The organism is Micromonospora sp. WMMD998, from assembly GCF_029581235.1.
Classification (GTDB): Bacteria; Actinomycetota; Actinomycetes; order Mycobacteriales; family Micromonosporaceae; genus Micromonospora.
In genome coordinates this window covers 5,373,634-5,395,639 of sequence record NZ_CP120740.1, presented here as the reverse complement: position 1 = coordinate 5,395,639, position 22,006 = coordinate 5,373,634, and the positions used below count along the sequence as shown (strand labels likewise).

At 73.8% G+C, this 22,006-nt stretch carries 18 protein-coding genes; 11 read left to right on the top strand and 7 right to left on the bottom strand.

Annotated features, from left to right (window positions below; all coding sequences use genetic code 11):
• Positions 1 to 2: 2 nt before the first annotated feature.
• Genes O7619_RS24295 through O7619_RS24285 form a run of 3 tightly spaced genes read right to left on the bottom strand, consistent with a single transcriptional unit; the run spans position 3 to position 2,100 of the window.
• Positions 3 to 626 carry a TetR family transcriptional regulator gene (locus O7619_RS24295; protein WP_282283615.1) on the bottom strand — a complete coding sequence of 208 codons (624 nt, stop codon included), beginning with the start codon at positions 624 to 626 and terminating at the stop codon, positions 3 to 5.
• Positions 623 to 1,378 carry an ABC transporter permease gene (locus O7619_RS24290; protein WP_282283614.1) on the bottom strand — a complete coding sequence of 252 codons (756 nt, stop codon included), beginning with the start codon at positions 1,376 to 1,378 and terminating at the stop codon, positions 623 to 625. Before O7619_RS24290 ends, O7619_RS24295 begins: the two co-directional genes overlap by 4 nt.
• Positions 1,375 to 2,100: an ABC transporter ATP-binding protein gene (locus O7619_RS24285; protein ID WP_282283613.1), complete on the bottom strand. Its 726-nt coding sequence runs from the start codon at positions 2,098 to 2,100 to the stop codon at positions 1,375 to 1,377. Before O7619_RS24285 ends, O7619_RS24290 begins: the two co-directional genes overlap by 4 nt.
• Positions 2,101 to 2,207: 107 nt before the next feature.
• Here O7619_RS24285 and O7619_RS24280 point away from each other — a divergent pair, with 107 nt between their 5' ends.
• The 3 genes from O7619_RS24280 to O7619_RS24270 all read left to right on the top strand — a co-directional run bounded on the left by O7619_RS24280 (position 2,208) and on the right by O7619_RS24270 (position 3,725).
• Positions 2,208 to 2,597 carry a MerR family transcriptional regulator gene (locus tag O7619_RS24280; RefSeq protein ID WP_282283612.1) on the top strand — a complete coding sequence of 130 codons (390 nt, stop codon included), beginning with the start codon at positions 2,208 to 2,210 and terminating at the stop codon, positions 2,595 to 2,597.
• Between the two features lie 83 nt (positions 2,598 to 2,680).
• Positions 2,681 to 3,115 (top strand): phosphoribosyl-AMP cyclohydrolase, encoded by a 435-nt coding sequence (gene hisI / locus O7619_RS24275; RefSeq protein WP_282283611.1) that lies wholly within the window; start codon positions 2,681 to 2,683, stop codon positions 3,113 to 3,115.
• A gap of 37 nt (positions 3,116 to 3,152) precedes the next feature.
• Positions 3,153 to 3,725, top strand: a complete 573-nt coding sequence (locus O7619_RS24270) for a Trp biosynthesis-associated membrane protein (RefSeq protein ID WP_282283610.1) — start codon at positions 3,153 to 3,155, stop codon at positions 3,723 to 3,725.
• On the opposite strand, the gene O7619_RS24265 is transcribed toward O7619_RS24270, so the two are convergent.
• Positions 3,718 to 3,993, bottom strand: a complete 276-nt coding sequence (locus O7619_RS24265) for a hypothetical protein (protein WP_282283609.1) — start codon at positions 3,991 to 3,993, stop codon at positions 3,718 to 3,720. The genes O7619_RS24270 and O7619_RS24265 overlap by 8 nt on opposite strands.
• Before the next feature lie 441 nt (positions 3,994 to 4,434).
• Between O7619_RS24265 and trpC the strand changes: the two genes are divergently transcribed.
• The 5 genes from trpC (at position 4,435) to O7619_RS24240 (ending at position 10,333) form a co-directional block, all read left to right on the top strand.
• Positions 4,435 to 5,238 (top strand): indole-3-glycerol phosphate synthase TrpC, encoded by an 804-nt coding sequence (gene trpC / locus O7619_RS24260; RefSeq protein ID WP_282288928.1) that lies wholly within the window; start codon positions 4,435 to 4,437, stop codon positions 5,236 to 5,238.
• 37 nt (positions 5,239 to 5,275) lie between these two features.
• On the top strand, positions 5,276 to 6,502 hold the full coding sequence (gene trpB / locus O7619_RS24255) for a tryptophan synthase subunit beta (RefSeq protein ID WP_282283608.1): 1,227 nt from the start codon (positions 5,276 to 5,278) through the stop codon (positions 6,500 to 6,502).
• Between the two features lie 4 nt (positions 6,503 to 6,506).
• A complete protein-coding gene (gene trpA, locus O7619_RS24250) occupies positions 6,507 to 7,310 on the top strand; it encodes a tryptophan synthase subunit alpha (RefSeq protein WP_282283607.1) in 804 nt (267 codons plus the stop codon).
• A 603-nt stretch (positions 7,311 to 7,913) separates the two neighbouring features.
• Entirely contained in the window at positions 7,914 to 9,134 is a 1,221-nt protein-coding gene (lgt, locus tag O7619_RS24245) for a prolipoprotein diacylglyceryl transferase (protein ID WP_282283606.1), read from the top strand.
• Between the two features lie 11 nt (positions 9,135 to 9,145).
• Positions 9,146 to 10,333, top strand: a complete 1,188-nt coding sequence (locus tag O7619_RS24240) for an NAD(P)/FAD-dependent oxidoreductase (RefSeq protein WP_282283605.1) — start codon at positions 9,146 to 9,148, stop codon at positions 10,331 to 10,333.
• Between the two features lie 18 nt (positions 10,334 to 10,351).
• Here the strand turns inward: O7619_RS24240 and O7619_RS24235 are convergent, their stop codons facing one another.
• Entirely contained in the window at positions 10,352 to 11,194 is an 843-nt protein-coding gene (locus O7619_RS24235; protein WP_282283604.1) for a GNAT family N-acetyltransferase, read from the bottom strand.
• A gap of 145 nt (positions 11,195 to 11,339) precedes the next feature.
• Between O7619_RS24235 and gltB the strand changes: the two genes are divergently transcribed.
• The gene (gltB, locus tag O7619_RS24230) at positions 11,340 to 15,998 is read left to right on the top strand and encodes a glutamate synthase large subunit (protein WP_282283603.1); all 4,659 of its coding nucleotides are present in this window, start codon (positions 11,340 to 11,342) and stop codon (positions 15,996 to 15,998) included.
• The gene (locus O7619_RS24225; RefSeq protein ID WP_282283602.1) at positions 15,991 to 17,493 is read left to right on the top strand and encodes a glutamate synthase subunit beta; all 1,503 of its coding nucleotides are present in this window, start codon (positions 15,991 to 15,993) and stop codon (positions 17,491 to 17,493) included. The genes gltB and O7619_RS24225 overlap by 8 nt, the downstream gene beginning before the upstream one ends.
• 59 nt (positions 17,494 to 17,552) lie before the next feature.
• Here the strand turns inward: O7619_RS24225 and O7619_RS24220 are convergent, their stop codons facing one another.
• Positions 17,553 to 19,088, bottom strand: a complete 1,536-nt coding sequence (locus O7619_RS24220; RefSeq protein WP_282283601.1) for a M1 family metallopeptidase — start codon at positions 19,086 to 19,088, stop codon at positions 17,553 to 17,555.
• Positions 19,089 to 19,286: 198 nt separating this feature from the next.
• Here O7619_RS24220 and O7619_RS24215 point away from each other — a divergent pair, with 198 nt between their 5' ends.
• Complete coding sequence (locus O7619_RS24215; RefSeq protein WP_282283600.1) at positions 19,287 to 20,072, top strand: SGNH/GDSL hydrolase family protein; 786 nt, start codon at positions 19,287 to 19,289, stop codon at positions 20,070 to 20,072.
• Positions 20,073 to 20,378: 306 nt separating this feature from the next.
• Here the strand turns inward: O7619_RS24215 and O7619_RS24210 are convergent, their stop codons facing one another.
• On the bottom strand, positions 20,379 to 21,932 hold the full coding sequence (locus O7619_RS24210; RefSeq protein WP_282283599.1) for an MFS transporter: 1,554 nt from the start codon (positions 21,930 to 21,932) through the stop codon (positions 20,379 to 20,381).
• Between the last annotated feature and the right edge of the window lie 74 nt (positions 21,933 to 22,006).

Below are 22,006 nucleotides of genomic sequence, written 5' to 3'. Positions count from 1 at the left end.
GTTCAGCTCGCCTCCAGCGGGCCGGTGAGATAGCGCTGCACGGTCGGGCCGATCGTGGCGGCCAGCGTGTCGGGAGACGCGGACGCGACCGGTTCCAGGCGGATCACGTAGCGCATCATTGCCAGGCCGGCGATCTGGGTGGCGACAAGCGCGCCCCGCAGCGGCGCCTCGGCCGGGTCCAGGTCGAGCTGGTCGAGGACCCGGCGCAGGATCTGGGTGGTCAGGAACTCGCGCAGCAGGCGGGCGGTCCACTGGTTGCTCACCGCGGAACGCAGCAGGGCCACCGCGGCGGCGCCGACGGGGGAGTCCCACACGGCCAGGAACGTGCGGACCAGCCGCTCGCCGACCTCGCCCGCGCCGCCCGCCAGCACCCGCGGCACCAGCTCGGCGGGGTCGATCGGGATCGCCATGGCGGCCCGGAACAGCTCCTCCTTGGCGCCGAAGTAGTGGTGCACGAGCGCCGGGTCCACGCCGGCGGCGGCGGCGACCGCCCGGATCGGGGTGGCGTCGTAGCCGCGTTCGGCGAACGCCGCCCGGGCCGCCGCGAGGATCGCCTCCCGGGTCTCCGGGTTACCCGGCCGCCGCCCGGTGCGCTGCCTGCTCGGCTGGTCGGGACGCGGGCTCATCCGCTGCGCCGGCGCAGCGTCGCGGCGGCCAGCACCAGCGCGACCACCGCCGCCCCGGCCACGATCGCCACGTCGCGCCACATGGTGCCGGTCGGATCGGCGTGCCCGCCGACCTGCTGAAGGGCCTCGACCGCGTACGACAGCGGCAGCACGTCGCTGACCGCCTGGAGCCACCCGGCCATCTGGTCGCGCGGCACGAACAGCCCGCAGAGCAGCAGTTGCGGGGCGACCACCACCGGCATGAACTGCACCGCCTGGAACTCGGTGCGGGCAAACGCCGAGCAGAACAGGCCGAGCGCCACGGCCAGCACCGCGTTCACCCCGGCGATCAGCACGACGAGCCACGGGCTGCCGGCGGTGTCCAGCCCGAACACCAGGTAGGCCACGAGCGAGGCGACCGTGGACTGGAACACCCCGGCCAGGCCGAACGCGATGCCGTAGCCGAAGAGCAGGTCGAGCTTGCCCAGCGGCGTGGTGAGCAACCGCTCCAGCGTGCCGGTGGTGCGCTCGCGGAGCATGGCGATGCTTGTCACCAGGAACATGATGATGAAGGGAAAGAAGCCCAGCATGATCAGCGCGACCCGGTCGAACGTGCTCGGCGCGCCGGGCGGGGTGGGCTGGTCGACGTACATGAAGTAGACGAGCGCGAGCAGCACGGCCGGCACCACGACGAGCAGCGCCACGGTGCGCCGGTCGTGCCGGAGCTGGCGCAGGATCCGCCCGGTCGTGGCGGCCAGGATCCGGACGTTCATGCGGCGTCCTCCTGCTCGGTGTCGCGGATGAGGCGCAGGAACGCCTCCTCCAGGTCGTCCACGCCGGTGGTGGCGCGGACCGCGGCCGGGGTGTCGTCGGCGATCAGCCGGCCCTCGCGGATGAGCAGCAACCGGTCGCAGCGGGCCGCCTCGTCCATCACGTGGCTGGAGACCAGCAGCGTGGTGCCGGCGGCGGCCATGGCGTGGAACCTGGCCCACAGGTCGGCCCGCAACACCGGGTCCTGACCGACCGTGGGTTCGTCGAGGACGACCAGCTCCGGTTCGCCGACCAGGGCGCAGGCGAGCGAGGCGCGGCTGCGCTGGCCGCCGGAGAGCGTGCCGACCAATTGGTCCGCGGCGGCGGCCAGGCCGACGTCGGTGACCGCGCGGTCGGCCTCGGCGCGGCCCCGGCCCTGGAGCACGGCGAAGTAGCGGGCGTTCTCCCGCACCGTGAGGTCGGCGTAGACGCTTGGCGCCTGCGTCAGGTAGCCCACCCGGTGGCGCAGCTCGGCCGAGCCGGCGGGCCGGCCGAGCACGTCGACCGTGCCGCCGTCGATGGTCTGCACGCCGACCACCGCACGCATCAGCGTGGTCTTGCCGCTGCCGCTGGGCCCGAGCAACCCGGTGACCGTGCCCCGGGGCACGTCGCAGCTGATGCCGTGCAGCACCCGCCGTCCGCCCCGGTCGACCACCAGGCCACGGACCGACACCGCGTCGTCCATGTCCGCCTCCGACAATTCATCAACCGATGAAATCAACGCTAGATGAATTTCTCCGGCCGCGCAATGCCGGTTGACTTCGAGTGGACTCGAACTGGGAACCTGGGACCGTGGACATCGGTACCCGGGAGAAGAGCGTCAGCGTCGGCGAGGCCGCCGAGCGGGTCGGCCTGACCACCTACACGCTGCGCTGGTACGAGCAGGAGGGGCTGGTCGCCCCGGTCGGGCGGGACTCCGCCGGACGGCGGCGCTACACCGAGGCGGACGTCAACTGGCTGTTCCTGCTCACCCGACTCCGCCGCACCGGGATGCCGGTGCGCGACATGCGGCGCTACGCCGAACTGGCCCGGCAGGGGGACCGCACGCTCGGCGCGCGGCGGGCGCTGTTCGAGGCGCACCGGGCCCGGGTGCTGGCCCGGATGGCCGAACTGACGGAGGACCTGACCGTCCTCGATCACAAGATCGACGCTTACCGGCGGGCCGAGGAGGAACGGGGCTGACGCCGGCGCGCCGCACACGGTGCCGCCCGTCACCCCGGGGCACGTCGGCGGCGCCGGCGCCGCGTGCGGGAGAATGGTCAACCGTGCCCGCCTCTGACGCGCCGGTGACCGGCGCCCCCGCCCGTCCCGGCGGTGCCCCGGCCCCCGGCCCGGCCCGCCCCTCCCGGCTCGACCCGGCCATCGCGGCCAAGCTCCGGCGCGGCCCGGACGGCCTGGTCGCCGCCGTGGTCCGCGCCCACGACTCCGGCGAGGTGCTGATGGTCGCCTGGATGGACGACGAGGCGCTGCACCGCACGCTCACCACCGGCCGCGCCACCTACTGGTCGCGCAGCCGGGGGGAATACTGGGTCAAGGGCGCCACCTCCGGCCACCACCAGTACGTCCGCGCCGTCGCGCTCGACTGCGACGGCGACGCGCTGCTGCTGAGCGTGGAGCAGGTCGGGGCGGCCTGCCACACCGGGCACCGCACCTGCTTCCACACCGACCTGCCGGTCAGCTCGCCGGAGGCGACCCCGTGACCGGTCGCGATCTCCGCCGACACACCGCGGCCGTCCGGTGAGCGTGCCCGACACCGCCGTGACCGATCCGCCCGCCGTCCGCGGCCGGCGGGAACTGGCGTACGCGCTGCTGCTCTGCCTGGCCGGCGCGGGCCTGGCCGCCTGGGCGGCGACCCGCACCTGGTCGGTGGAGCCGACCACCCGCGGCGCCCTGCCACCGGGGGAGCGGACCCGCACCGGCGCGGAGCTGCTGCCCTGGGTGCCGGCGCTGGCCTACGTCGGGCTGGCCGGCGGCGGCGCGGTGCTGGCGACCCGGGGGCGGCTGCGCCGGCTGCTGGGCGCGCTGCTGGCCGCCGTCGGGCTGGCCGTGACGGTCGGCGGCGGCGTCGGCGTCGGCGAGCCCGGAGTGAGCCGGCACTGGCCGGCGCTGGTGCTGGCGGGCGGGCTGGCCCTGGCGGTCGGTGGGGCGCTGACCGGGTGGCGCGGCGGCGGCTGGCCGGCGATGGGCGCCCGCTACGAGCGGCGGCCGGGGTCGACCGGGCCCGCCGACGCCGATCGGCCGGCGGTCGAGCGGGGCACCCGCGACGCGTGGGACGCGCTCGACCGGGGCGAGGACCCGACGGTCACCTGACCGGCTGGGCCTCGCGCGCGTCGCGGCGCGCCCGGGCCGCGGCCCGGGCGGCGGCCAGCTCGGCGACCAGCCGTTCCAGCTCCCGGCGGTGCTCGGCCCGGGCCCGGTCGGCGCAGACCGCCTCCCAGGCGTTGCCCTGGGCGGTACGGATGCGGCCGTCGCCGGCCACCGCGCGTTCGAGCGTGTGCACCACGCCGACGGCGAGGGAGGCGACGGTGCGGGAGAGGGTGGTCAGTCCGATGCTCTGGTGCGGCCCGTTGGCGTTCATGGTTCACCCCGCGCGAGATCGTTGGTGACGGTCGGTAGCCGCCGTGTCGAGTCTGCCCTGCGACGATGCTGCCGGGCTCACGTTTCGTCGCCGTGAAGCACAGGTCAACGGTCCGGCAGGGGGAGCGACCTGGGCAGAGGCGGAAGTCCTTGACCTTGGTCACAGCGGGCGGACGCCGCCATGCGGCCCGGAGCCGGCCGTGGTGAGATAGGGCATGTGCGGCGGTCGATGTGTGTGGTGGCGCTGCGTGACACCGTGTTCACCACAAGTCGGCCATCATGCCACAGCCCACGTGGTGAGGTGCGCCATACCCCCCGGCATGTGTCGCCAGGTGGCGCCCCCTAGCATCGGCCCATGACGCCCGGAGAGGGGAGTCCGTTGGTGACTGCTGAGCATGCGCACGCGGAGGGGGACGACGCCGGAGCGGCGCCGTCCGCAGGCGTGCTCGACGAGATCCTGGCCGGCGTGCGCGAGGACGTGGCCCGGCGACAGGAACAGATCCCGCTGGAGCGGATCCGCGAGCTGGCCGCCGCCGCGCCGCCACCACTCGACGCGTACGCGGCGCTGCGCCGACCCGGCGTGGCCGTGATCGCCGAGGTGAAGCGCTCGTCGCCGTCCAAGGGCCGGCTGGCCGAGATCGCCGACCCGGCGGACCTGGCCGGCGACTACGCGGCCGGCGGCGCGCGGGCGATCAGCGTGCTGACCGAGGGCCGCTGGTTCGGCGGGTCGCTCGACGACCTGGCCGCCGTGCGGGCCGCGGTGAACGTGCCGGTGCTGCGCAAGGACTTCGTGGTCTCCAGCTACCAGGTGCACGAGGCCCGCGCGCACGGCGCCGACCTGGTGCTGCTGATCGTCGCCGCGCTGGAACAGAACGCGCTCGTCGGGCTGCTGGAGCGGATCGAGTCGCTGGGCATGTGCGCGCTCGTCGAGGTGCACACCGAGGAAGAGGCGGACCGGGCCATGGAGGCCGGCGCGCAGGTGATCGGCGTCAACGCCCGTGATCTGCGTACCCTCGAGGTCGACCGCTCGGTGTTCGAGCGGATCGCGCCCGGCCTGCCGAGCAACGTCGTCAAGATCGCCGAGTCGGGCGTGCGCGGGCCGCACGACCTGATCCGGTACGCCTCGGCCGGCGCCGACGCCGTCCTGGTGGGCGAGGGCCTGGTCACCCAGAAGAGCCCCCGCGAGGCCGTCGCCGAGCTGGTCAACGCCGGCAACCACCCGGCCACGCCCCGTCCGGTGCGCTGACCCGCGCCGGGTCACCCCGACCGAGAGGATGCCCGCGATGAGCGCCGCAGACGCAACCGGCCAGCTTCCCGACGCCGCCGGCCACTTCGGCCGGTTCGGCGGCCGGTTCGTCCCCGAGGCGCTCGTCGCCGCGCTCGACGAGCTGGACGCGGCCTACCGGAAGGCGATGGGCGACGAGGAGTTCCTGGCCGAGTTCGACGCCCTGCTGCGCGACTACGCCGGCACCCCCTCCGAGCTGTACGAGGCCCGGCGGCTCTCCGCCCAGCTCGGGGCGCGGATCCTGCTCAAGCGGGAGGACCTCAACCACACCGGCGCCCACAAGGTCCGCAACGTGCTCGGTCAGGCGCTGCTCACCCGGCGGATGGGCAAGCGGCGGGTGATCGCGGAGACCGGCGCCGGCCAGCACGGCGTGGCCACCGCGACCGCCGCCGCCCTGTTCGACCTCGAGTGCGTGGTCTACATGGGTGAGGTGGACACCGAGCGGCAGGCGCTCAACGTGGCCCGGATGCGGATGCTCGGCGCCACCGTCGTCCCGGTCACCGCCGGGTCGCGCACGCTCAAGGACGCGATGAACGAGGCGATGCGCGACTGGGTCGCCAACGTCGACGACACCCACTACCTGATCGGCACCGCCGCCGGACCGCACCCGTTCCCCGAGATGGTCCGGGACTTCGTCCGCGGCATCGGGGTGGAGGCCCGCCAGCAGTGCCTGGACCTGACCGGCGCGCTGCCGGACGCGGTCGCGGCCTGCGTCGGCGGCGGCTCCAACGCGCTCGGCATCTTCCACGCCTTCATCCCCGACGCCGGGGTGCGGCTCTACGGCTTCGAGGCCGGCGGCGAGGGCGTGACGACCGGCCGGCACGCCGCCAGCATCACCGGCGGCTCGTCCGGCGTGCTGCACGGGACCCGCACGTACGTCCTGCAGAACGCCGACGGCCAGACCATCGAGTCGCACTCGATCTCGGCCGGCCTGGACTACCCGGGCGTCGGGCCGGAGCACGCCTGGCTGCACGACGCCGGCCGGGCCACCTATCTGCCGGTCGACGACGCCGAGGCGATGGCCGCGTTCGAGCTGCTCTGCCGCACCGAGGGCGTGATCCCGGCGATCGAGAGCGCGCACGCGCTCGCCGGCGCCCGCCGGATCGCCCCGGAACTCGCCGCCGAGCTGGGCCGCGAGCCGGTGATCGTGGTCAACCTCTCCGGCCGGGGGGACAAGGACGTGCACACCGCCGGGGCCTATTTCGGCATCCTCGACAAGGAGTGACAGCGTGAGCCGCATCGGGGTCGCCTTCGACAAGGCCCGCGCCGACGGGCGGGCCGTGCTTGTCGGCTGCATGCCGGCCGGCTTCCCGACCGTCGAGGGCAGCATCGCCGCCATGACCGCCATGGTCGAGGCGGGCGTCGACGTCGTCGAGGTGGAGATCCCCTACTCCGATCCGGTGATGGACGGCCCGGTCATCCAGAAGGCGAGCGACATCGCGTTGGCCGGCGGCGTGCGCACCGCCGACGCGCTGCGCGTGGTCGAGGCGGTCGCCGCCACCGGCGCCCAGGTGGTCACCATGACCTACTGGAACCCGATCGAGCAGTACGGCGTCGACACGTTCGCCCGGCACATGGCCGCGGCCGGTGGCACCGGGCTCATCACGCCGGACCTGATCCCCGACGAGGCCGCCGAGTGGCTCGCCGCCTCCGACGCGCACGGCCTCGACCGGACGTTCCTGGTGTCGCCGTCCTCCACCGACGCGCGGCTGCGGATGACCGTCGAGCACTGCCGCGGCTTCGTCTACGCCACCGCGCTCATGGGCGTCACCGGCGCCCGCGCGCAGACCTCCGAGGCGGCGCCGGTCCTGGTCTCCCGGCTGCGCGGGGTCACCGACCTGCCGGTCGGGGTCGGGCTGGGCGTGGGCACCGGCGCGCAGGCCGCCACCGTGGCCGGCTACGCCGACGCGGTGATCGTGGGCAGCGCGCTGGTCCGGTGCCTGCTCGACGCGCCGGACCAGGCCGCCGGACTGACCGCCCTGCGCAAGCTCAGCGCCGAACTCGCCGAGGGCGTCCGCAACCCCGCGCGCTGACCTCGTCGTCGGCGCCGGCGCGCGCCTTCCGCGCCCGTGCGTGCCTCCGCGCCTGTGCGTGCCTTCCGCACCTGCGTGCCTCCGCGCCTGTCGCACCTTTCGTACCTGGGCGTGCCCGTCCGCGCCGGTCCTCCGCTTGTGCGTGCCTGTGTGTCGGTCCGCCCCGCGTCGGTCCGCCCCGCGTTGTTCCGCCCCGCGTCTCTGCGGTGCCTCCATGCCGACCCGGCCGGATGCTGGTTTCCCGCCTACAAACTTGATGGCGTAAATGACTCAGGTGGTGGCGAACCACCCCGGCTTGGCTGAGTCATCTGCGTCATCAAGTTTGTAGGCAATGGAGGGCACTGGTGGGAGGCCCGGGGCGCCGGCGACTGGATCGGGGGGACGCACCCGGCGAAGCCCACCGAGGCCGAGCCCGCCGAGGCCGAGCCCACCGGCCCAGCCCACCGGCCGAGCCCACCGGCCGTGCGGACCGGCCGTGCGGACCGACGGAGCCCACCGGCCGTCCGGACCAACGGAGCCCACCGGCCGTGCGGACCGGCGGAGCCCACCAGGGGAGCGGACCGGGGTGCCCGCACACGGTCCGCACCGGTACCGTGTGCACCCGTGACCCTCGCCCCGATGACTTCCCTGGCGGCCATGCCCAGCCCCAGCACCGCCGTCTGGCAGCTCGGTCCGGTTCCGATCCGGGCGTACGCGCTCTGCATCATCCTCGGCATCGTGGTGGCCTGCGTGGTCACCGAGTACCGGCTGCGCCGTCGTGGCGTCGCGCCGGGCGCCGTGCTCGACATCGCCGTCTGGGCGGTGCCGGCCGGCATCATCGGCGCCCGGATCTACCACGTGATCACCTCGCCGGAGAAATACTTCGGCGCCGACGGCCAGCCGCTCAAGGCGTTCGCCATCTGGGAGGGCGGTCTCGGCATCTGGGGCGCGGTGGCCGGCGGCGCGGTCGGCGCGTGGATCGCCGTCCGGCAGCTTGGCATCCCGCTGACCGTGGTGGCCGACGCGCTGGCCCCGGGGATGCCGCTGGCACAGGCCGTGGGCCGGCTCGGCAACTGGTTCAACAACGAGTTGTACGGCGGTCGGACCAGCCTGCCCTGGGGTCTTGAGGTGCACGTGATGGACCCGGACAATCCGGGGCACGCGCTGCGCGACGACACCGGTAGCCCGGTTCTGCAACCGGGGCTCTACCACCCGACGTTCCTCTACGAGCTGCTCTGGAACGTGGGCGTCGCCGTGCTGGTGCTGCTCCTCGACCGCAAGTTGCGGCTGGGCCGGGGCCGCGCCTTCGCGCTTTATGTGATGGGCTACACGGTGGGCCGGTTCTGGATCGAGCTGATGCGCACCGACGAGGCCAACCACATCCTCGGTGTCCGCCTCAACGTCTGGACCTCCGTGCTCGTCTTCCTCGGCGCGCTCGCCTACTTCGTCCGGGCCCGCGGCCCGCGCGAATACCTCGTCCCGGTGGGCGAGCCGGCCGCGCCGGTGCCGCCGGGCGGCGACGTGTCCCAGGTCGACCTCTCCGCCGGTGAGGGCGGCGCCGCCACGGTGGCCCCGGACGGCTACCGGGTGGTGACCGAGGACCAGTTCCGCGCGTACCGGGAAACCGGCGCACTGCCCCCGACGGCGACCGACGACCCCGCGGCCGGGGGCGGCGCGACCAGCGACGACGCGATCGGCCGTGACAGCCGGACCGGCGGCGACGTGACCAGCGGCGACGTGGGCGGCCGTGGCGATGTGGGCGACGGCGACGGCCCGGCGGACGCCGAGCCGGCCGATGTGGGCCGGGGGGACGCCGGCGGGCGCCCGGCGGACCGGGACAACTGAGCGGGGGCGTCATGCGCAGCGCGGTGGTGGTCGGCGCCGGCCTCGGTGGGATGGCGACGGCCGGCGTGCTGGCCCGCTCCGGGTGGCGGGTCACGCTGCTGGAACGCGCCGACCGGGTCCGGCCGGAGGCGACCGCCGTGGTGCTCTGGCCGAACGGGGTACGCGCGCTGCGCGCCCTCGGCCTCGGTGACGGGCTGGACGCGATCGCCACGCCGCTGCCCGACGGGGGGATCCGCCGCCCGGACGGGCAGTGGCTGGTGCAACCCCGCCCGACCCCGGCCGACCGGATGCCGGTGGTGGTGCACCGGGAGGACCTGCACGACGCGCTCATCGCCGGGCTGGGCGAGCGGGTGGAGCTGCGCACCGGGGTGAGCGTGCGGAGCGTACGCGCGGTGGCCGGCGAGCGGCCCGCGGTGGGTGACGGCCGGCACACGTTCGAAGCCGACCTGGTGGTGGCCGCCGACGGCACGGACAGCGAGATCCGGCGGCAGCTCGCCCCGGAGACCGCCGTGGTGAGCTCCGGTTGCGCGGCCTGGCGGGCGGTCATCCCCTGGTACCGGGCCCCGCAGCTCCCCGACGACCAGCCGGTGCACGGCGAGACGCTCGGCGCCGGCTACCGGTTCGTCGCCGCCTCGCTCGGCGAGCGCGGCGCCGCCGGCGCCTCCCGCCGGGGCGGCATCTACTGGGTGGCCACCGCCGCGGGCGCGCCCCGCCCCGAGCCGCCGGAGATCCAACTCGCCCTGCTCAAGCGTTGGTTCGCGGGCTGGCCCGCGCCGATCGCCACGTTGCTGGAGGCGACCGACCCGGTCGACGTGGTGCAGCAGGAGGTGCGGGAGCTGCGTCCGCTGCCCCGGGCGTACGGCTTTCCGTCCGGTCCGGGCGGCGTGGTGCTGCTCGGTGACGCCGCGCACGCCATGCCGCCGCACCTCGGGCAGGGCGCCTGCCTCGCGTTCGAGGACGCGGCCACGCTCGCCGGGCTGCTCCGCGAGTCGCGGCTGCCGGACGCGGTGACCGGGTACGACCGGCTGCGCCGGCCCCGGGCGGCCACCATGGTCCGGCAGACCCGCCGGATGTCGGCGGTGCTCCAGACCCGGGGGCGGCTGGCGCTGCGCGCCCGGGACGCTGCCCTGGGCACGATCAGCCCCCGGATGCGCAACATCGCCGCCGCGGCGGCCGACGCCTGGCAGCCGCCGTCCTGACCGGGCGCCGGCCGGCGCTCAGATGACGGCGGCCGGCTCGGCGATGCAGGCCGTGCCGACCCGGCGGAAGCCGACCCGCAGGTAGATCCGGGCGATGTCCTCGCTGCCCGCGCTCAGGAAGATCAGGTCGGTGCCGGCGGCGCGGAGTTCCCGCGCCAGCGTGGCGGTCACCGCGGCGCCCAGGCCGCGCCGCCGGGCGGATGGCAGGGTGGCCACCCCGGCGATCTCCGCCACGTCGCCGACGCGCATCGCCATGCCGCTCGCGAGCGCCCCGTCCGGTGCGGTGCCGGCGAGGACCGAGACACGCCGGCCGTCGACCACCCGGGTCGCCTCCTCGTCCAGCGCGTCGACGTCCAGCCGGGCGAGCGCGGCGTCCCGTTCGGCCGGCCCGGCCTCGCCGCGGGCGGTGCCGCCGTGGGCGAACCCGACCGCGGCGACGGCCCGGCGCAGCGCGATGTCCGCCGCGAAGCCGGGGTCACCGGGGTCCAGCACCCGCACCGGTACGTCGCTGAGCGTGGCCGGGTCGGGCAGCCGCTCCGGTTCGAGCAGCATGAGCGGGGCCTCCAACACGGTCAGGCCCGCCGAGCGGGCCACCGCCAGCAGGTCCGGCTGGTGCTCGTGCACCCACTCGAACGTCTCCGGCAGGCCCAGCTCCCGCTGCCGGGAGCGGACCGCGGTGACCTCGGCCAGCGTGGGTGGCGCGGTGGCGTCGAGGCGGGGGCGGGCGTAGAACGGCCAACCGGCGCCCTCCCGGACGAACAGCACCAGGGCGTCGAACTCCTCCGCCCGGGCGCCGTCGCGGGGCACCGCGTCGTAGAACCGCTCCACCCGGTCGAGCACGTCAGGTCGTAGGACATCCACCGCGCGAGACTACACGTCCCAGCATCTGGAAGTGTGATCAATCTGAACTGGCCTTGTGCGGGAAGCCCTAACGTAGACTCAATAAACCCCAGCGGGCCGACGTCGTCCCCACCATGATCCAAACTGAGTGACGACAGGAGGCCCGGTGGCCTTTCCGTACCCTCACAGCCCGCAGCCGGCCCCGCAGCCGGCCGGGCTCTACGACCCCGCGTACGAGCACGACGCCTGCGGGGTGGCCTTCGTGGCCGACCTGCACGGACGCCGTTCGCACCAGGTCGTCGCGAACGGCCTCGGGGCGTTGTGCCGGCTGGACCACCGGGGCGCCCGGGGTGCGGAGCACAACACCGGTGACGGCGCCGGGATCATGATCCAGGTGCCGGACACGTTCCTGCGCGCGACCGTCGACTTCCCGCTGCCCCCGGCCGGCCAGTACGCCACCGGCCTGGTCTTCCTGCCCGACGACGACGCGGCCGAGGCCCGCGCCCGGCAGGTGGTCGACAAGTACGCGCTTGTCGAGGGCGCCGAGGTGCTCGGCTGGCGGGAGGTGCCGATCGACCCGTCGGGGCTGGGGGAGACCGCGCTCGCGGCGATGCCCCGGGTCCGGCAACTCTTCGTGGCCGCGCGCCGGCTGACCGACGCGCCCGGCGGCCCGGCCGGTTCCCCGCTGACCGGGCTCGACCTGGACCGGGTGGCGTTCTGCCTGCGCAAGCAGGTCGAGCGGGAGACCGCCGAGCGCGGCCAGCCGGCCTACTTCCCGTCGCTGTCCGGCCGGACCATGGTCTTCAAGGGCATGCTCACCCCCGACCAGTTGCCGGCGTTCTACCCGGAGCTGACCGACGAGCGGGTGGACAGCGCGATCGCGCTCGTGCACTCGCGCTTCTCCACCAACACGTTCCCGTCCTGGCCGCTGGCGCACCCGTACCGGTTCATCGCCCACAACGGCGAGATCAACACGATCCGGGGCAACCGCAACTGGATGCAGGCCCGGGAGGCACTGCTCCGGAGCCCGAACCTGCCCGGCAACATCCGCCGGATCTTCCCGGTCTGCACCCCGGCCGCGTCCGACTCGGCCAACTTCGACGAGGTCCTGGAACTGCTGCACCTGGCCGGCCGGAGCCTGCCGCACGCGGTGCTCATGATGATCCCCGAGGCGTGGGAGAACGACCCGGACATGCGCGCCGACAAGCGCGCGTTCTACCGCTTCCACGCCAGCCTGATGGAGCCGTGGGACGGCCCCGCCTCGGTGGCGTTCACCGACGGTGAGATCGTCGGCGCGGTGCTGGACCGCAACGGCCTGCGCCCGGGCCGCTGGTGGCACACGAGCGACGGGCTGGTGGTGCTCGGCAGCGAGGCGGGCGTGCTCGACCTCGACCCGGCCACCGTGGTGGCCAAGGGGCGGCTCCAGCCGGGCCGGATGTTCCTGGTCGACACCGTCAACGGCCGGATCGTCTCCGACGACGAGATCAAGACCGAGCTGGCCGCCGCCGAGCCCTACCAGGAGTGGCTGCACGCCGGTCTGATCGAGATGGACGACCTGCCGCCGCGCGAGCACATCGTCTACACCCACGACTCGGTGCGCCGCCGGCAGCAGACCTTCGGCTACACCGAGGAGGAGCTGAAGATCCTGCTCGGGCCGATGGCCCGCAGCGGCGCGGAGCCGATCGGCTCGATGGGCACCGACACCCCGATCGCCGCGCTGTCCACCCGGCCGCGGCTGCTCTACGACTACTTCCACCAGCTCTTCGCCCAGGTCACCAACCCGCCGCTGGACGCCATCCGGGAGGAGCTGGTGACCAGCCTGGCGTCCACCATCGGGCCGGAGGGCAACCTGCTCGACCCGGGGCCGGCGAGCTGCCGTCAGATCGTGCTGCCCCACCCGGTGATCGACAACGACGAGCTGGCGAAGATCCTCTCCGTGGACGAGGACGGCGACCTGCCCGGCTTCAAGGCGGTCCGGGTCTCCGGCCTCTACCCGATCCGCGACGGCGGGGCCGGGATCAAGGCCCGGCTGACCGAGATCTGCCGGCACGTCTCCGAGGCGATCGAGGACGGCGTACGCATCCTGGTGCTCTCCGACCGGGACTCCAACGCGGACCTGGCCCCGATCCCGTCGCTGCTGCTGACCGCCGCGGTGCACCAGCACCTGGTACGCGAGCAGACCCGTACGCAGGCGGCGCTGATCGTGGAGTCCGGCGACTGCCGGGAGGTGCACCACGCGGCCGTGCTCATCGGGTACGGCGCGGCGGCGGTGAACCCCTACCTCGCGTTCGAGTCGGTGGAGGACATGATCTCCACCGGGGTGTTGGCCGGGGTGGACCGGGTCAAGGCGGTCCGCAACTACGTCAAGGCGCTCGGCAAGGGCGTCTTGAAGATCATGTCCAAGATGGGCATCTCGACCGTGTCGTCGTACTGCGGCGCCCAGGTGTTCGAGGCGGTGGGCCTGGACCCCCGCCTGGTCGACCGCTACTTCCGCGGCACGCCGAGCACGATCGGCGGCATCGGGCTGGCCGAGGTCCACGCCGAGGTGGCCGCCCGGCACGCGCTGGCCTGGCCGGCGCCGGGCGCGCAGGCCAACGACCGGCTGGAGGTCGGCGGCGAATACCAGTGGCGTCGCGAGGGCGAGCTGCACCTGTTCAACCCGGAGACGGTCTTCCTGCTCCAGCACGCCACCCGCAGTCGCCAGTACGACGTCTTCCGGCAGTACACCGCGAAGGTCGACGAGCTGGCCGCGAAGGCGGGCTCGCTGCGCGGGCTGTTCACACTGCGCACCGGCGTCCGCCCGGCGGTGCCGCTGGACGAGGTCGAGCCGGCCACCGAGATCGTCAAGCGCTTCGCCACCGGCGCCATGTCGTACGGGTCGATCTCGGCCGAGGCGCACGAGACCCTCGCCATCGCGATGAACCGCCTCGGCGGCAAGTCCAACACCGGCGAGGGCGGCGAGGACGTCGAGCGGCTGCACGACCCGGCGCGGCGCTCCGCGGTCAAGCAGATCGCCAGCGGCCGGTTCGGCGTGACGAGCGAATACCTGGTCAACGCCGACGACCTCCAGATCAAGATGGCGCAGGGCGCGAAACCCGGCGAGGGCGGGCAGTTGCCCGGCAACAAGGTCTGGCCGTGGATCGCCCGGACCCGGCACGCCACCCCGGGCGTCGGCCTGATCTCCCCGCCGCCGCACCACGACATCTACTCCATCGAGGACCTGGCCCAGCTCGTGCACGACCTGAAGTGCGTCAACCCGGCCGCCCGGGTGCACGTCAAGCTGGTCAGCGAGGTGGGTGTGGGCACCGTGGCGGCCGGCGTGGCCAAGCTCAAGGCCGACGTCATCCTCATCTCCGGGCACGACGGCGGCACCGGCGCGTCCCCGCTCAACTCGCTCAAGCACGCCGGCACCCCGTGGGAGCTGGGCCTGGCCGAGGCGCAGCAGACGCTGCTGCTCAACAAGCTGCGCGACCGGGTCACCGTGCAGGTCGACGGCCAGCTCAAGACCGGCCGGGACGTGCTCGTCGCGGCGCTGCTCGGCGCGGAGGAGTTCGGCTTCGCCACCGCCCCGCTGATCGTCGAGGGCTGCGTGATGATGCGCGTCTGCCACCTGGACACCTGCCCGGTCGGCATCGCCACCCAGAACCCGGTGCTGCGGGAACGGTTCACCGGCAGGCCGGAGTTCGTGGAGAACTTCTTCCTGTTCCTCGCCGAGGAGGTCCGGGGCTACCTGGCCGAGCTGGGCTTCCGGAGCATCGACGAGGCGATCGGGCACACCGAGCTGCTCGACGTGGTCGGCGCGATCGACCACTGGAAGGGCCACGGGCTCGACCTGAGCCGCGTCCTGCACCTGCCCGAGCTGCCCGAGGGCGCGGCCCGGCGCGGCGTACGCGCCCAGGACCACGGCCTCGACGTGGCGCTCGACAACCAGCTCATCGACCTCGCCGGCCCGGCGCTGCGCGACCGCACCCCGGTCCGGGTCGAGGTCGACGTGCGCAACGAGCACCGCAGCGTCGGCGCGATGCTCGGCGGCGAGGTGACCCGCCGGTTCGGCGGCGCCGGGCTGCCCGACGACACCGTCGAGTTCCTGCTGCACGGCACCGCCGGGCAGTCGTTCGGCGCGTTCCTGCCGCGCGGGGTCACCCTGCGCCTGCACGGCGACGCCAACGACTACGTCGGCAAGGGCCTGTCCGGCGGGCGGATCGTGGTCCGTCCGGACACCGCCGCGCCGTTCGCCGGCCACCACGCCGAGCCGGGCCGCCGCGCCGAGGACCAGATCATCGCCGGCAACACCATCCTCTACGGCGCGACCGGCGGCGAGGTGTTCCTGCGCGGCCGGGTCGGGGAGCGGTTCGCGGTGCGCAACTCCGGCGCGGTGGCCGTGGTCGAGGGCCTCGGCGACCACGGCTGCGAGTACATGACCGGCGGCACGGTGGTGGTGCTCGGGCCGACCGGGCGCAACTTCGCCGCCGGCATGTCCGGCGGCACCGCGTTCGTGCACCGGCTCGACCGGCGGCTGGTGAACGCCGAACTGGTCGACCTGGCCCCGCTGAGCGACTCCGAACGCAACCGGCTGCACGAGTTGGTCCAGCGGCATCTGGCCGAGACCGACTCGACGGTCGCGGAGGCGCTGCTCAAGCGCTGGCCGGAGGCGGTGGAGGAGTTCACCGCCGTGGTGCCCCGGGACTACCGCCGGGTCATGGAGATCATGCGGGCCGCCGAAGCCGCCGGCCGCGACGTCGACGACGCGGTGATGAGTGCGCTCTCACCAGCCCCGGCGCCGGCCGCGCCGCGGGTGGTCGCCCAGGAGGTGGCTCGTGCCTGACCCGAACGGTTTCCTGCGCTACGACAGGCGGCTACCCGCCCGCCGCCCGGTCCCGGTGCGGATCATGGACTGGCGGGAGGTCTACCCGCCGGCCGGCGAGGAGTTGATCCGCGAGCAGGCCACCCGGTGCATGGACTGCGGCATCCCGTTCTGCCACGACGGCTGCCCGCTGGGCAACCGCATCCCGGACTGGAACGACCTGGTCCGCACCGGCAACTGGGACGCCGCGGTGGAGTCGCTGCACGCGACGAACAACTTCCCCGAGTTCACCGGCCGGCTCTGCCCGGCGCCGTGCGAGGCGGCCTGCGTGCTCGGCCTCGGCGGCCAGCAGCCGGTCACCATCAAGCAGGTCGAGGTGGAGATCGCCGACGCGGCGGTGGCCGGTGACGGGCTGCGGCCCCGGCCCGCGTCCACCTCGACCGGCCGTTCGGTGGCCGTGGTCGGCTCCGGTCCGGCCGGGTTGGCCGCCGCGCAGCAGCTCGCCCGCGCCGGCCACGCGGTCACCGTGTACGAGCGTGACGACGTCCCCGGCGGCCTCCTCCGCTACGGCATCCCCGACTTCAAGCTGGAGAAGCAGCACGTCGACCGCCGGGTGGCCCAGCTCACCGCCGAGGGGGTGCGCTTCCGCACCGGGGTGAACGTCGGCGTGGACGTCACCGCCGAGCAGGTGCGCGCCGAACACGACGCGGTGCTGCTCGCCTGCGGCGCGTTGCAGGGCCGGGACACCCCGGAGACGCCGGGCCGGGCGTTGCGCGGCGTGCACCAGGCGATGGCGCACCTGGTGGCCGCGAACCGGGTGGTGTCGGCTGCCGGCGACGGGCGGCCGGCCCCGGCCACGCTGCCGGACGGCACACCGATCGACGCGGCCGGCAAGCACGTGGTGATCATCGGTGGTGGGGACACCGCCGCGGACTGTCTCGGCGTGGCCCACCGGCAGGGCGCCGCCGGCGTACACCAGCTCGACCTCTACCCGCAGCCGCCGACGGACCGGGACGGCGCCCGGGACCCGTGGCCGACGTGGCCGTGGGTGCTGCGCTCCTACCCGGCGCACGAGGAGGGCGGCGAGCGGGTCTTCGCGGTGGCGGTGCAGGAGTTCGTCGACGACGGCACCGGGCAGGTCCGGGCCGTCCGGATCGCCGAGGTGACCGTGGCGAAGGTCGACGGCCGGCGGATCGTCACCCCGCTGCCCGGCTCGGAGCGGGAGATCCCGGCCGACCTGGTGCTGCTGGCGATCGGCTTCGAGGGCACCGAGGAGCAGCCGCTGCTGACCCAGCTCGGGGTGGCCCGCAACGGGCGCGGCGCGATCGACGCCGACGCCGGCTGGCAGGCGACCGACGGCGTGTTCGTCGCCGGGGACATGCACCGGGGTGCCTCGCTGATCGTGTGGGCGATCGCCGAGGGGCGGGCCGCCGCCGCGGCGATCCACACGTACCTGGGCGGGGTGGGCGAGCTGCCCGCCCCCGTCGACCCGGCCCGCCAACCCCTCGCGGTGTAAGGAGGGGCCCCCGCTTAACGCATTCTGCATAGGCGGGGGCCCCTTTTAACACCCGCCGGTCAGCGGCCGAGCAGGTCGTGCGCCGCCCGGATCTTCGTCCAGGAGGCCGGGCGCGCCGGTGCCGCCGAGGTACGGGCGGCGGCGGCCACCTCGGGGCGGCCGGCGGTGAACAGCCAGGTGGTGAACACCGCGTCCAGGTCCCGGCTGGAGATCCGCTCGGCGAGCGCCTGGAACTGCTCGATGGTGCCGTTGCCGTACTGGTGCCGCGCCGTCCAGGTGCGCAGGATCCGGAAGAACGCCGGGTCGCCGACGGCCAGCCGGATCTGGTGCAGCGCCATCGCGCCCCGGTCGTAGACCGCGCCGTCGAAGACCCGGTCGGCGCCCGGGTCACCCGGGAGCACCTGCCAGAAGTCCGAGTCCGCCGGATAGCTGTCGTAGGTGAAGTCGAACAGCTCCTGCGCGGTGCCCTCGTCCTGCTCCTCCGACCAGAGCCACTCGGCGTACGAGGCGAAGCCCTCGTTGAGCCAGATGTTGCGCCAGGCCGCCACCGCGACGGAGTCGCCGAACCACTGGTGGGCGTTCTCGTGCACGACCACGTACGGGTTCGAGCCGCGCCGCCAGAAGCCGGGGCCGTAGACCGGCCGGGTCTGCGTCTCCAGGGCGAAGCCGATGCCGTCGATCGGGCCGGCCACGCCACCCTGCGCCTCGAACGGGTACGGGCCGAACACCCCGCTCTCCCAGTCGATGATCTCGGCGGTGCGTTCGATGCTGGCCCGGGCCGCGGGCCCGCGCTCGCCCAGCGTGGTGCTGTACGCGTTCACCACCGGCTGCCCGTTCGGCGCGGTGTCGGTGACGATGTCGTACTGCCCGATGGCCAGGAACGCCTGGTAGGTGGCGCCGGGCTTGACGCTGCGCCAGCTCCACCGGGTGCGGTTGCCGGCCTCCGGCAGCGGGTCGCGCGGCTGTACGCCGTTGCTGACCACCTCGACGCCGGTGGGCACCGAGACCGAGATGTCCCAGGTGGCCTTGTCCTTCGGGTGGTCGTTGCTCGGGAACCACCACCAGGCCGACTCGGGCTCGTTCACGGCGAGCGCGCCGTCGGCGGTGCGGGTCCAGCCGGTGTAGCCGTACACCTTGGTCGTCGACGGGATGCCGGCGTATTTCACCACGACGGTGAGCTGCTGGCCCCTGGTCAGCGTCCGGGGCGGGGTGATCACCAGCTCGTGGTCGCCGGCCCGGGCGAAACCGGCGACCCAGCCGTCGACCCGCACCGATTCGACGTCGAGCGCGAAGTCGAGGTTGAACCGGGACAGGTCCTGGGTGGCGGTGGCCAGGATCGTGGTGGTGCCGCTGAGCCGGTCGGTGGCCGGCTCGTAGCGCAGCCGGATGTCGTAGTGGTCGACGTCGTAGCCGCCGTTGCCGTAGTCGGGGAAGTAGCTGTCGCCGAGCCCGGGGCTGCCCGGCGCGGGGGTGGCCGCCGAGACGTGCGGTCGGCCCCATCCGGTCGGGGCGGCCTGACTGGGTGCGCCGGTCACGGTGGTGACGGCGGTGGTGAGGGTCAGGGCGGCGATCGCCGCCGAGAGTGCGCGTGGCACGGGTGGGACTCCCTCCGTCGGGTGTTCGCACCGCCAACCTAATCGACACATGTAAACGGATCAGCCCCGAACCAGCGCTCAGAACTATTCAGTTCTTGCAAGTATTTCGATAGCATTACCGACTAGTAACAAGCACGATCCCTCGGCCACGCGCGCGGTCAACGGGCTCCACCACCCCTGTCCCGTGGAGGTCCTGTCATGTCCCGTCGCGTCCGCACCGCCCTCGCCGCGGTGCTGGCGGCCGTCCTCGGCGCCGTGCTTCTGCCCGGCGCCGCCCGGGCGGGCACCGTCAACTACGTCGCCCTCGGCGACTCCTACTCCTCCGGCGTCGGCGCCGGGCCGTACGACCTCTCCACCTGCCTGCGTAGCCAGAAGTCGTACGCCCCGCTCTGGGCCGCGGCGCACGCGGTCACCAGCTTCCGCTTCCCGGCCTGCGGCGGCGCGGTCACCGCCGACGTGCGCAACAGCCAGGTGGGGCAGCTCAGCTCCGCCACCACGCTGGTCACCATCACGATCGGCGGCAACGACGCCGGCTTCGCCGACGTGATGACCAGCTGCCGCTTCGGCAGCACGTCGAGCTGCGAGAGCGCGGTGAACGGGGCCAAGGCGTTCGCCACCGCGACGCTGCCCGGCCGGCTCGACGCCACCTACGCCGCGATCCGCGAGCGGGCCCCGAACGCCCGCCTCGTGGTGCTCGGCTACCCGCGCCTGTTCGAGACCGGTTCGTGCGGTCTGCTCGCCATGAGCAGCTACAAGCGGACCATCCTCAACCAGGCCGCCGACGTGTTGAACGGGGTCACCGCCGGCCGGGCCGGCGCCGCCGGGGCGACCTTCGTCGACGCGCGGTCGTCCTTCACCGGGCACGGCGTGTGTGCCGCCGACCCGTGGATCCGCGACGTCACCGGGGTGATCGAGGCTTACCACCCGAACGCGAACGGCTATCGCTACGGCTACCTGGCCGCCCTCACGGCCGCCATCGGCTGAGGTGTAAGGAGGGGGCCCCGCTTAACGCTTTCTGCATAGGAGGGGCCCCCTATTAACACCTCACCAGTCCACCGAGGCCGTGGCATCGGATCGGGTGCCGTACGGTTCTGCGGTGGCTTCAGGAGGGCGGGGTTTCATGAAGTTCCTTCTCACGTCGTCGGGCATCTGCAACCCGAGCATCTCCGACGCGCTCGTCGACCTGCGACCTACGCCATCGACGACAACACCGCCATCAAGGTGGTCGATGGCGGTGTTGACGTCATCTCCGAAGGCGACCGGAGACTGATCAGTCCCTGACCGGAGTCGTCACGCGCGTCGTCCGGGACTCACCGACACCGACTTCCGCTGAATCGCGGTGGCACCCAGAGTCGCAGACGGGCGGGGCCCGAACTCCCCGACCGAACCAGCCGGCACGGCCGGAGCGCCGGGCACGCCCGGTGCGACCTGCGGCACCGGCACGACACGCCGCGGGGGCCGCGCGCGACGCCCGGAGGGTACGGCGAGCGTGGCCAGCGCGGCGGCCAGCGAGATGCCGGTGAGCAGCAGGAAACCGGCGGTGTACCCGGCCTCCCGGGGCAGCCCGCTCGGCTGCGGGTTGGCGGTGATCACGGTGCTGGCCAGGGCCGCGCCGATCGCGCCGCCGATGGTGCGGATGTTGGCGTTCATGCCGGTGGCCGCGCCGGTCTGGGAGGTCGGCACGTTGCCCACGATCAGGTTGGCCATGGAGGCGAACGCCAGCCCGACGCCGAGCCCGACCAGGCCGCCGGCCACGGCGACCTGCCAGCGGGTGTCGTGCGCGACGGTGAGCATGGCGGCGGCGGTCACGTTGAACACCGCGCCGGTGCTCAGTTGCGCCTTGGGGCTGAACCGGGACTCCAGCCGTCCGGCCACCACGCCGGCGGTGAACATGCCGACGAGCATCGGCAGCATGAGCAGCCCGGCCTGGGTGATGCTGGCGCCGAAGCCGTAGCCGGCGCTTGTCGGGATCTGGGCGAACTGCGGCAGGAAGGCGAAGACGGCGAACATCGAGGCGCCGTAGAGCAGGGCGACCAGGTTCGTGGTCCAGACCGCCGGCAGGCGCATCATCCGCAGGTCGATCAGCGGGTTCGCGGTGCGGGCCTCGACCGCCAGCCAGCCGGCCACGAGCACCGCGGCCAGCGCCAACAGCCCGGTCACCCGGCCGGAGGTCCAGCCCCAGACGGCGCCCTTGCTGACCGGCAGCAGCAGCGCCACCAGCCAGCCGGAGAGCAGGACGGCGCTGGCCCAGTTGATCCGGCCCGGGTTGCGCACCGGCGACCGGGGTACGAACCGGTGCGCGGCGACCGCGGTCAGGCCGACCACGACCAGCGGGATCCAGAACAGCCAGCGGTAGCCCAGGGTGGCCACGATCGGCCCGGCGAGGACCACGCCCAGCCCGCCGCCCACGGCGACGACCGCCGAGATCGACGCGACCGCCGAACTCACCCGCGCGGCGGGGAACTCGTCGCGGATGATGCCGAACGACAGCGGGAAGACGGCGCCGCCGACGCCCTGGACCACCCGGGCGGCGACGAGTACGCCGATGTTCGGCGCGACGGCGGCCAGCAGGCAGCCCAGCGCGAGCGCGGCGAGCGAGACGACGAGCATCCGCTCCTTGCCCACCATGTCGCCGACCCGGCCGAGGATCGGCGTGAAGATCGACGCGGAGAGCAGGTAGGCGGTCAGCACCCAGGTCACCGTGTTCGGCGAGGTGTGCAGGTCGTGCTGGATGGTGGGCAGCACCGGCGTGATCAGCGACTGGAGCATCGCGAAGAAGCCGGCGCCGGCCGCGAGGACGAGGAACGTCATCCGGCGCGAGCCGCGCCGGAAGGTGTCGATCATGTAAAACAACTTCCGTTCGGTACGAGGGTGGCCGCTCGCGCGGTGGGGCGGCGGTGGCGGCGCAGAGGGCCGGG

What these genes read in the sequence shown, in the direction of transcription:
- O7619_RS24295 (WP_282283615.1), bottom strand. Translation starts at nt 626, where the DNA reads ATGAGCCCGCGTCCCGACCAGCCGAGCAGGCAGCGCACCGGGCGGCGG.
- O7619_RS24290 (WP_282283614.1), bottom strand. Translation starts at nt 1,378, where the DNA reads ATGAACGTCCGGATCCTGGCCGCCACGACCGGGCGGATCCTGCGCCAG.
- O7619_RS24285 (WP_282283613.1), bottom strand. Translation starts at nt 2,100, where the DNA reads ATGGACGACGCGGTGTCGGTCCGTGGCCTGGTGGTCGACCGGGGCGGA.
- O7619_RS24265 (WP_282283609.1), bottom strand. Translation starts at nt 3,993, where the DNA reads ATGAACGCCAACGGGCCGCACCAGAGCATCGGACTGACCACCCTCTCC.
- trpB (WP_282283608.1), top strand. Translation starts at nt 5,276, where the DNA reads ATGAGCGCCGCAGACGCAACCGGCCAGCTTCCCGACGCCGCCGGCCAC.
- O7619_RS24240 (WP_282283605.1), top strand. Translation starts at nt 9,146, where the DNA reads ATGCGCAGCGCGGTGGTGGTCGGCGCCGGCCTCGGTGGGATGGCGACG.
- O7619_RS24215 (WP_282283600.1), top strand. Translation starts at nt 19,287, where the DNA reads ATGTCCCGTCGCGTCCGCACCGCCCTCGCCGCGGTGCTGGCGGCCGTC.
- O7619_RS24210 (WP_282283599.1), bottom strand. Translation starts at nt 21,932, where the DNA reads ATGATCGACACCTTCCGGCGCGGCTCGCGCCGGATGACGTTCCTCGTC.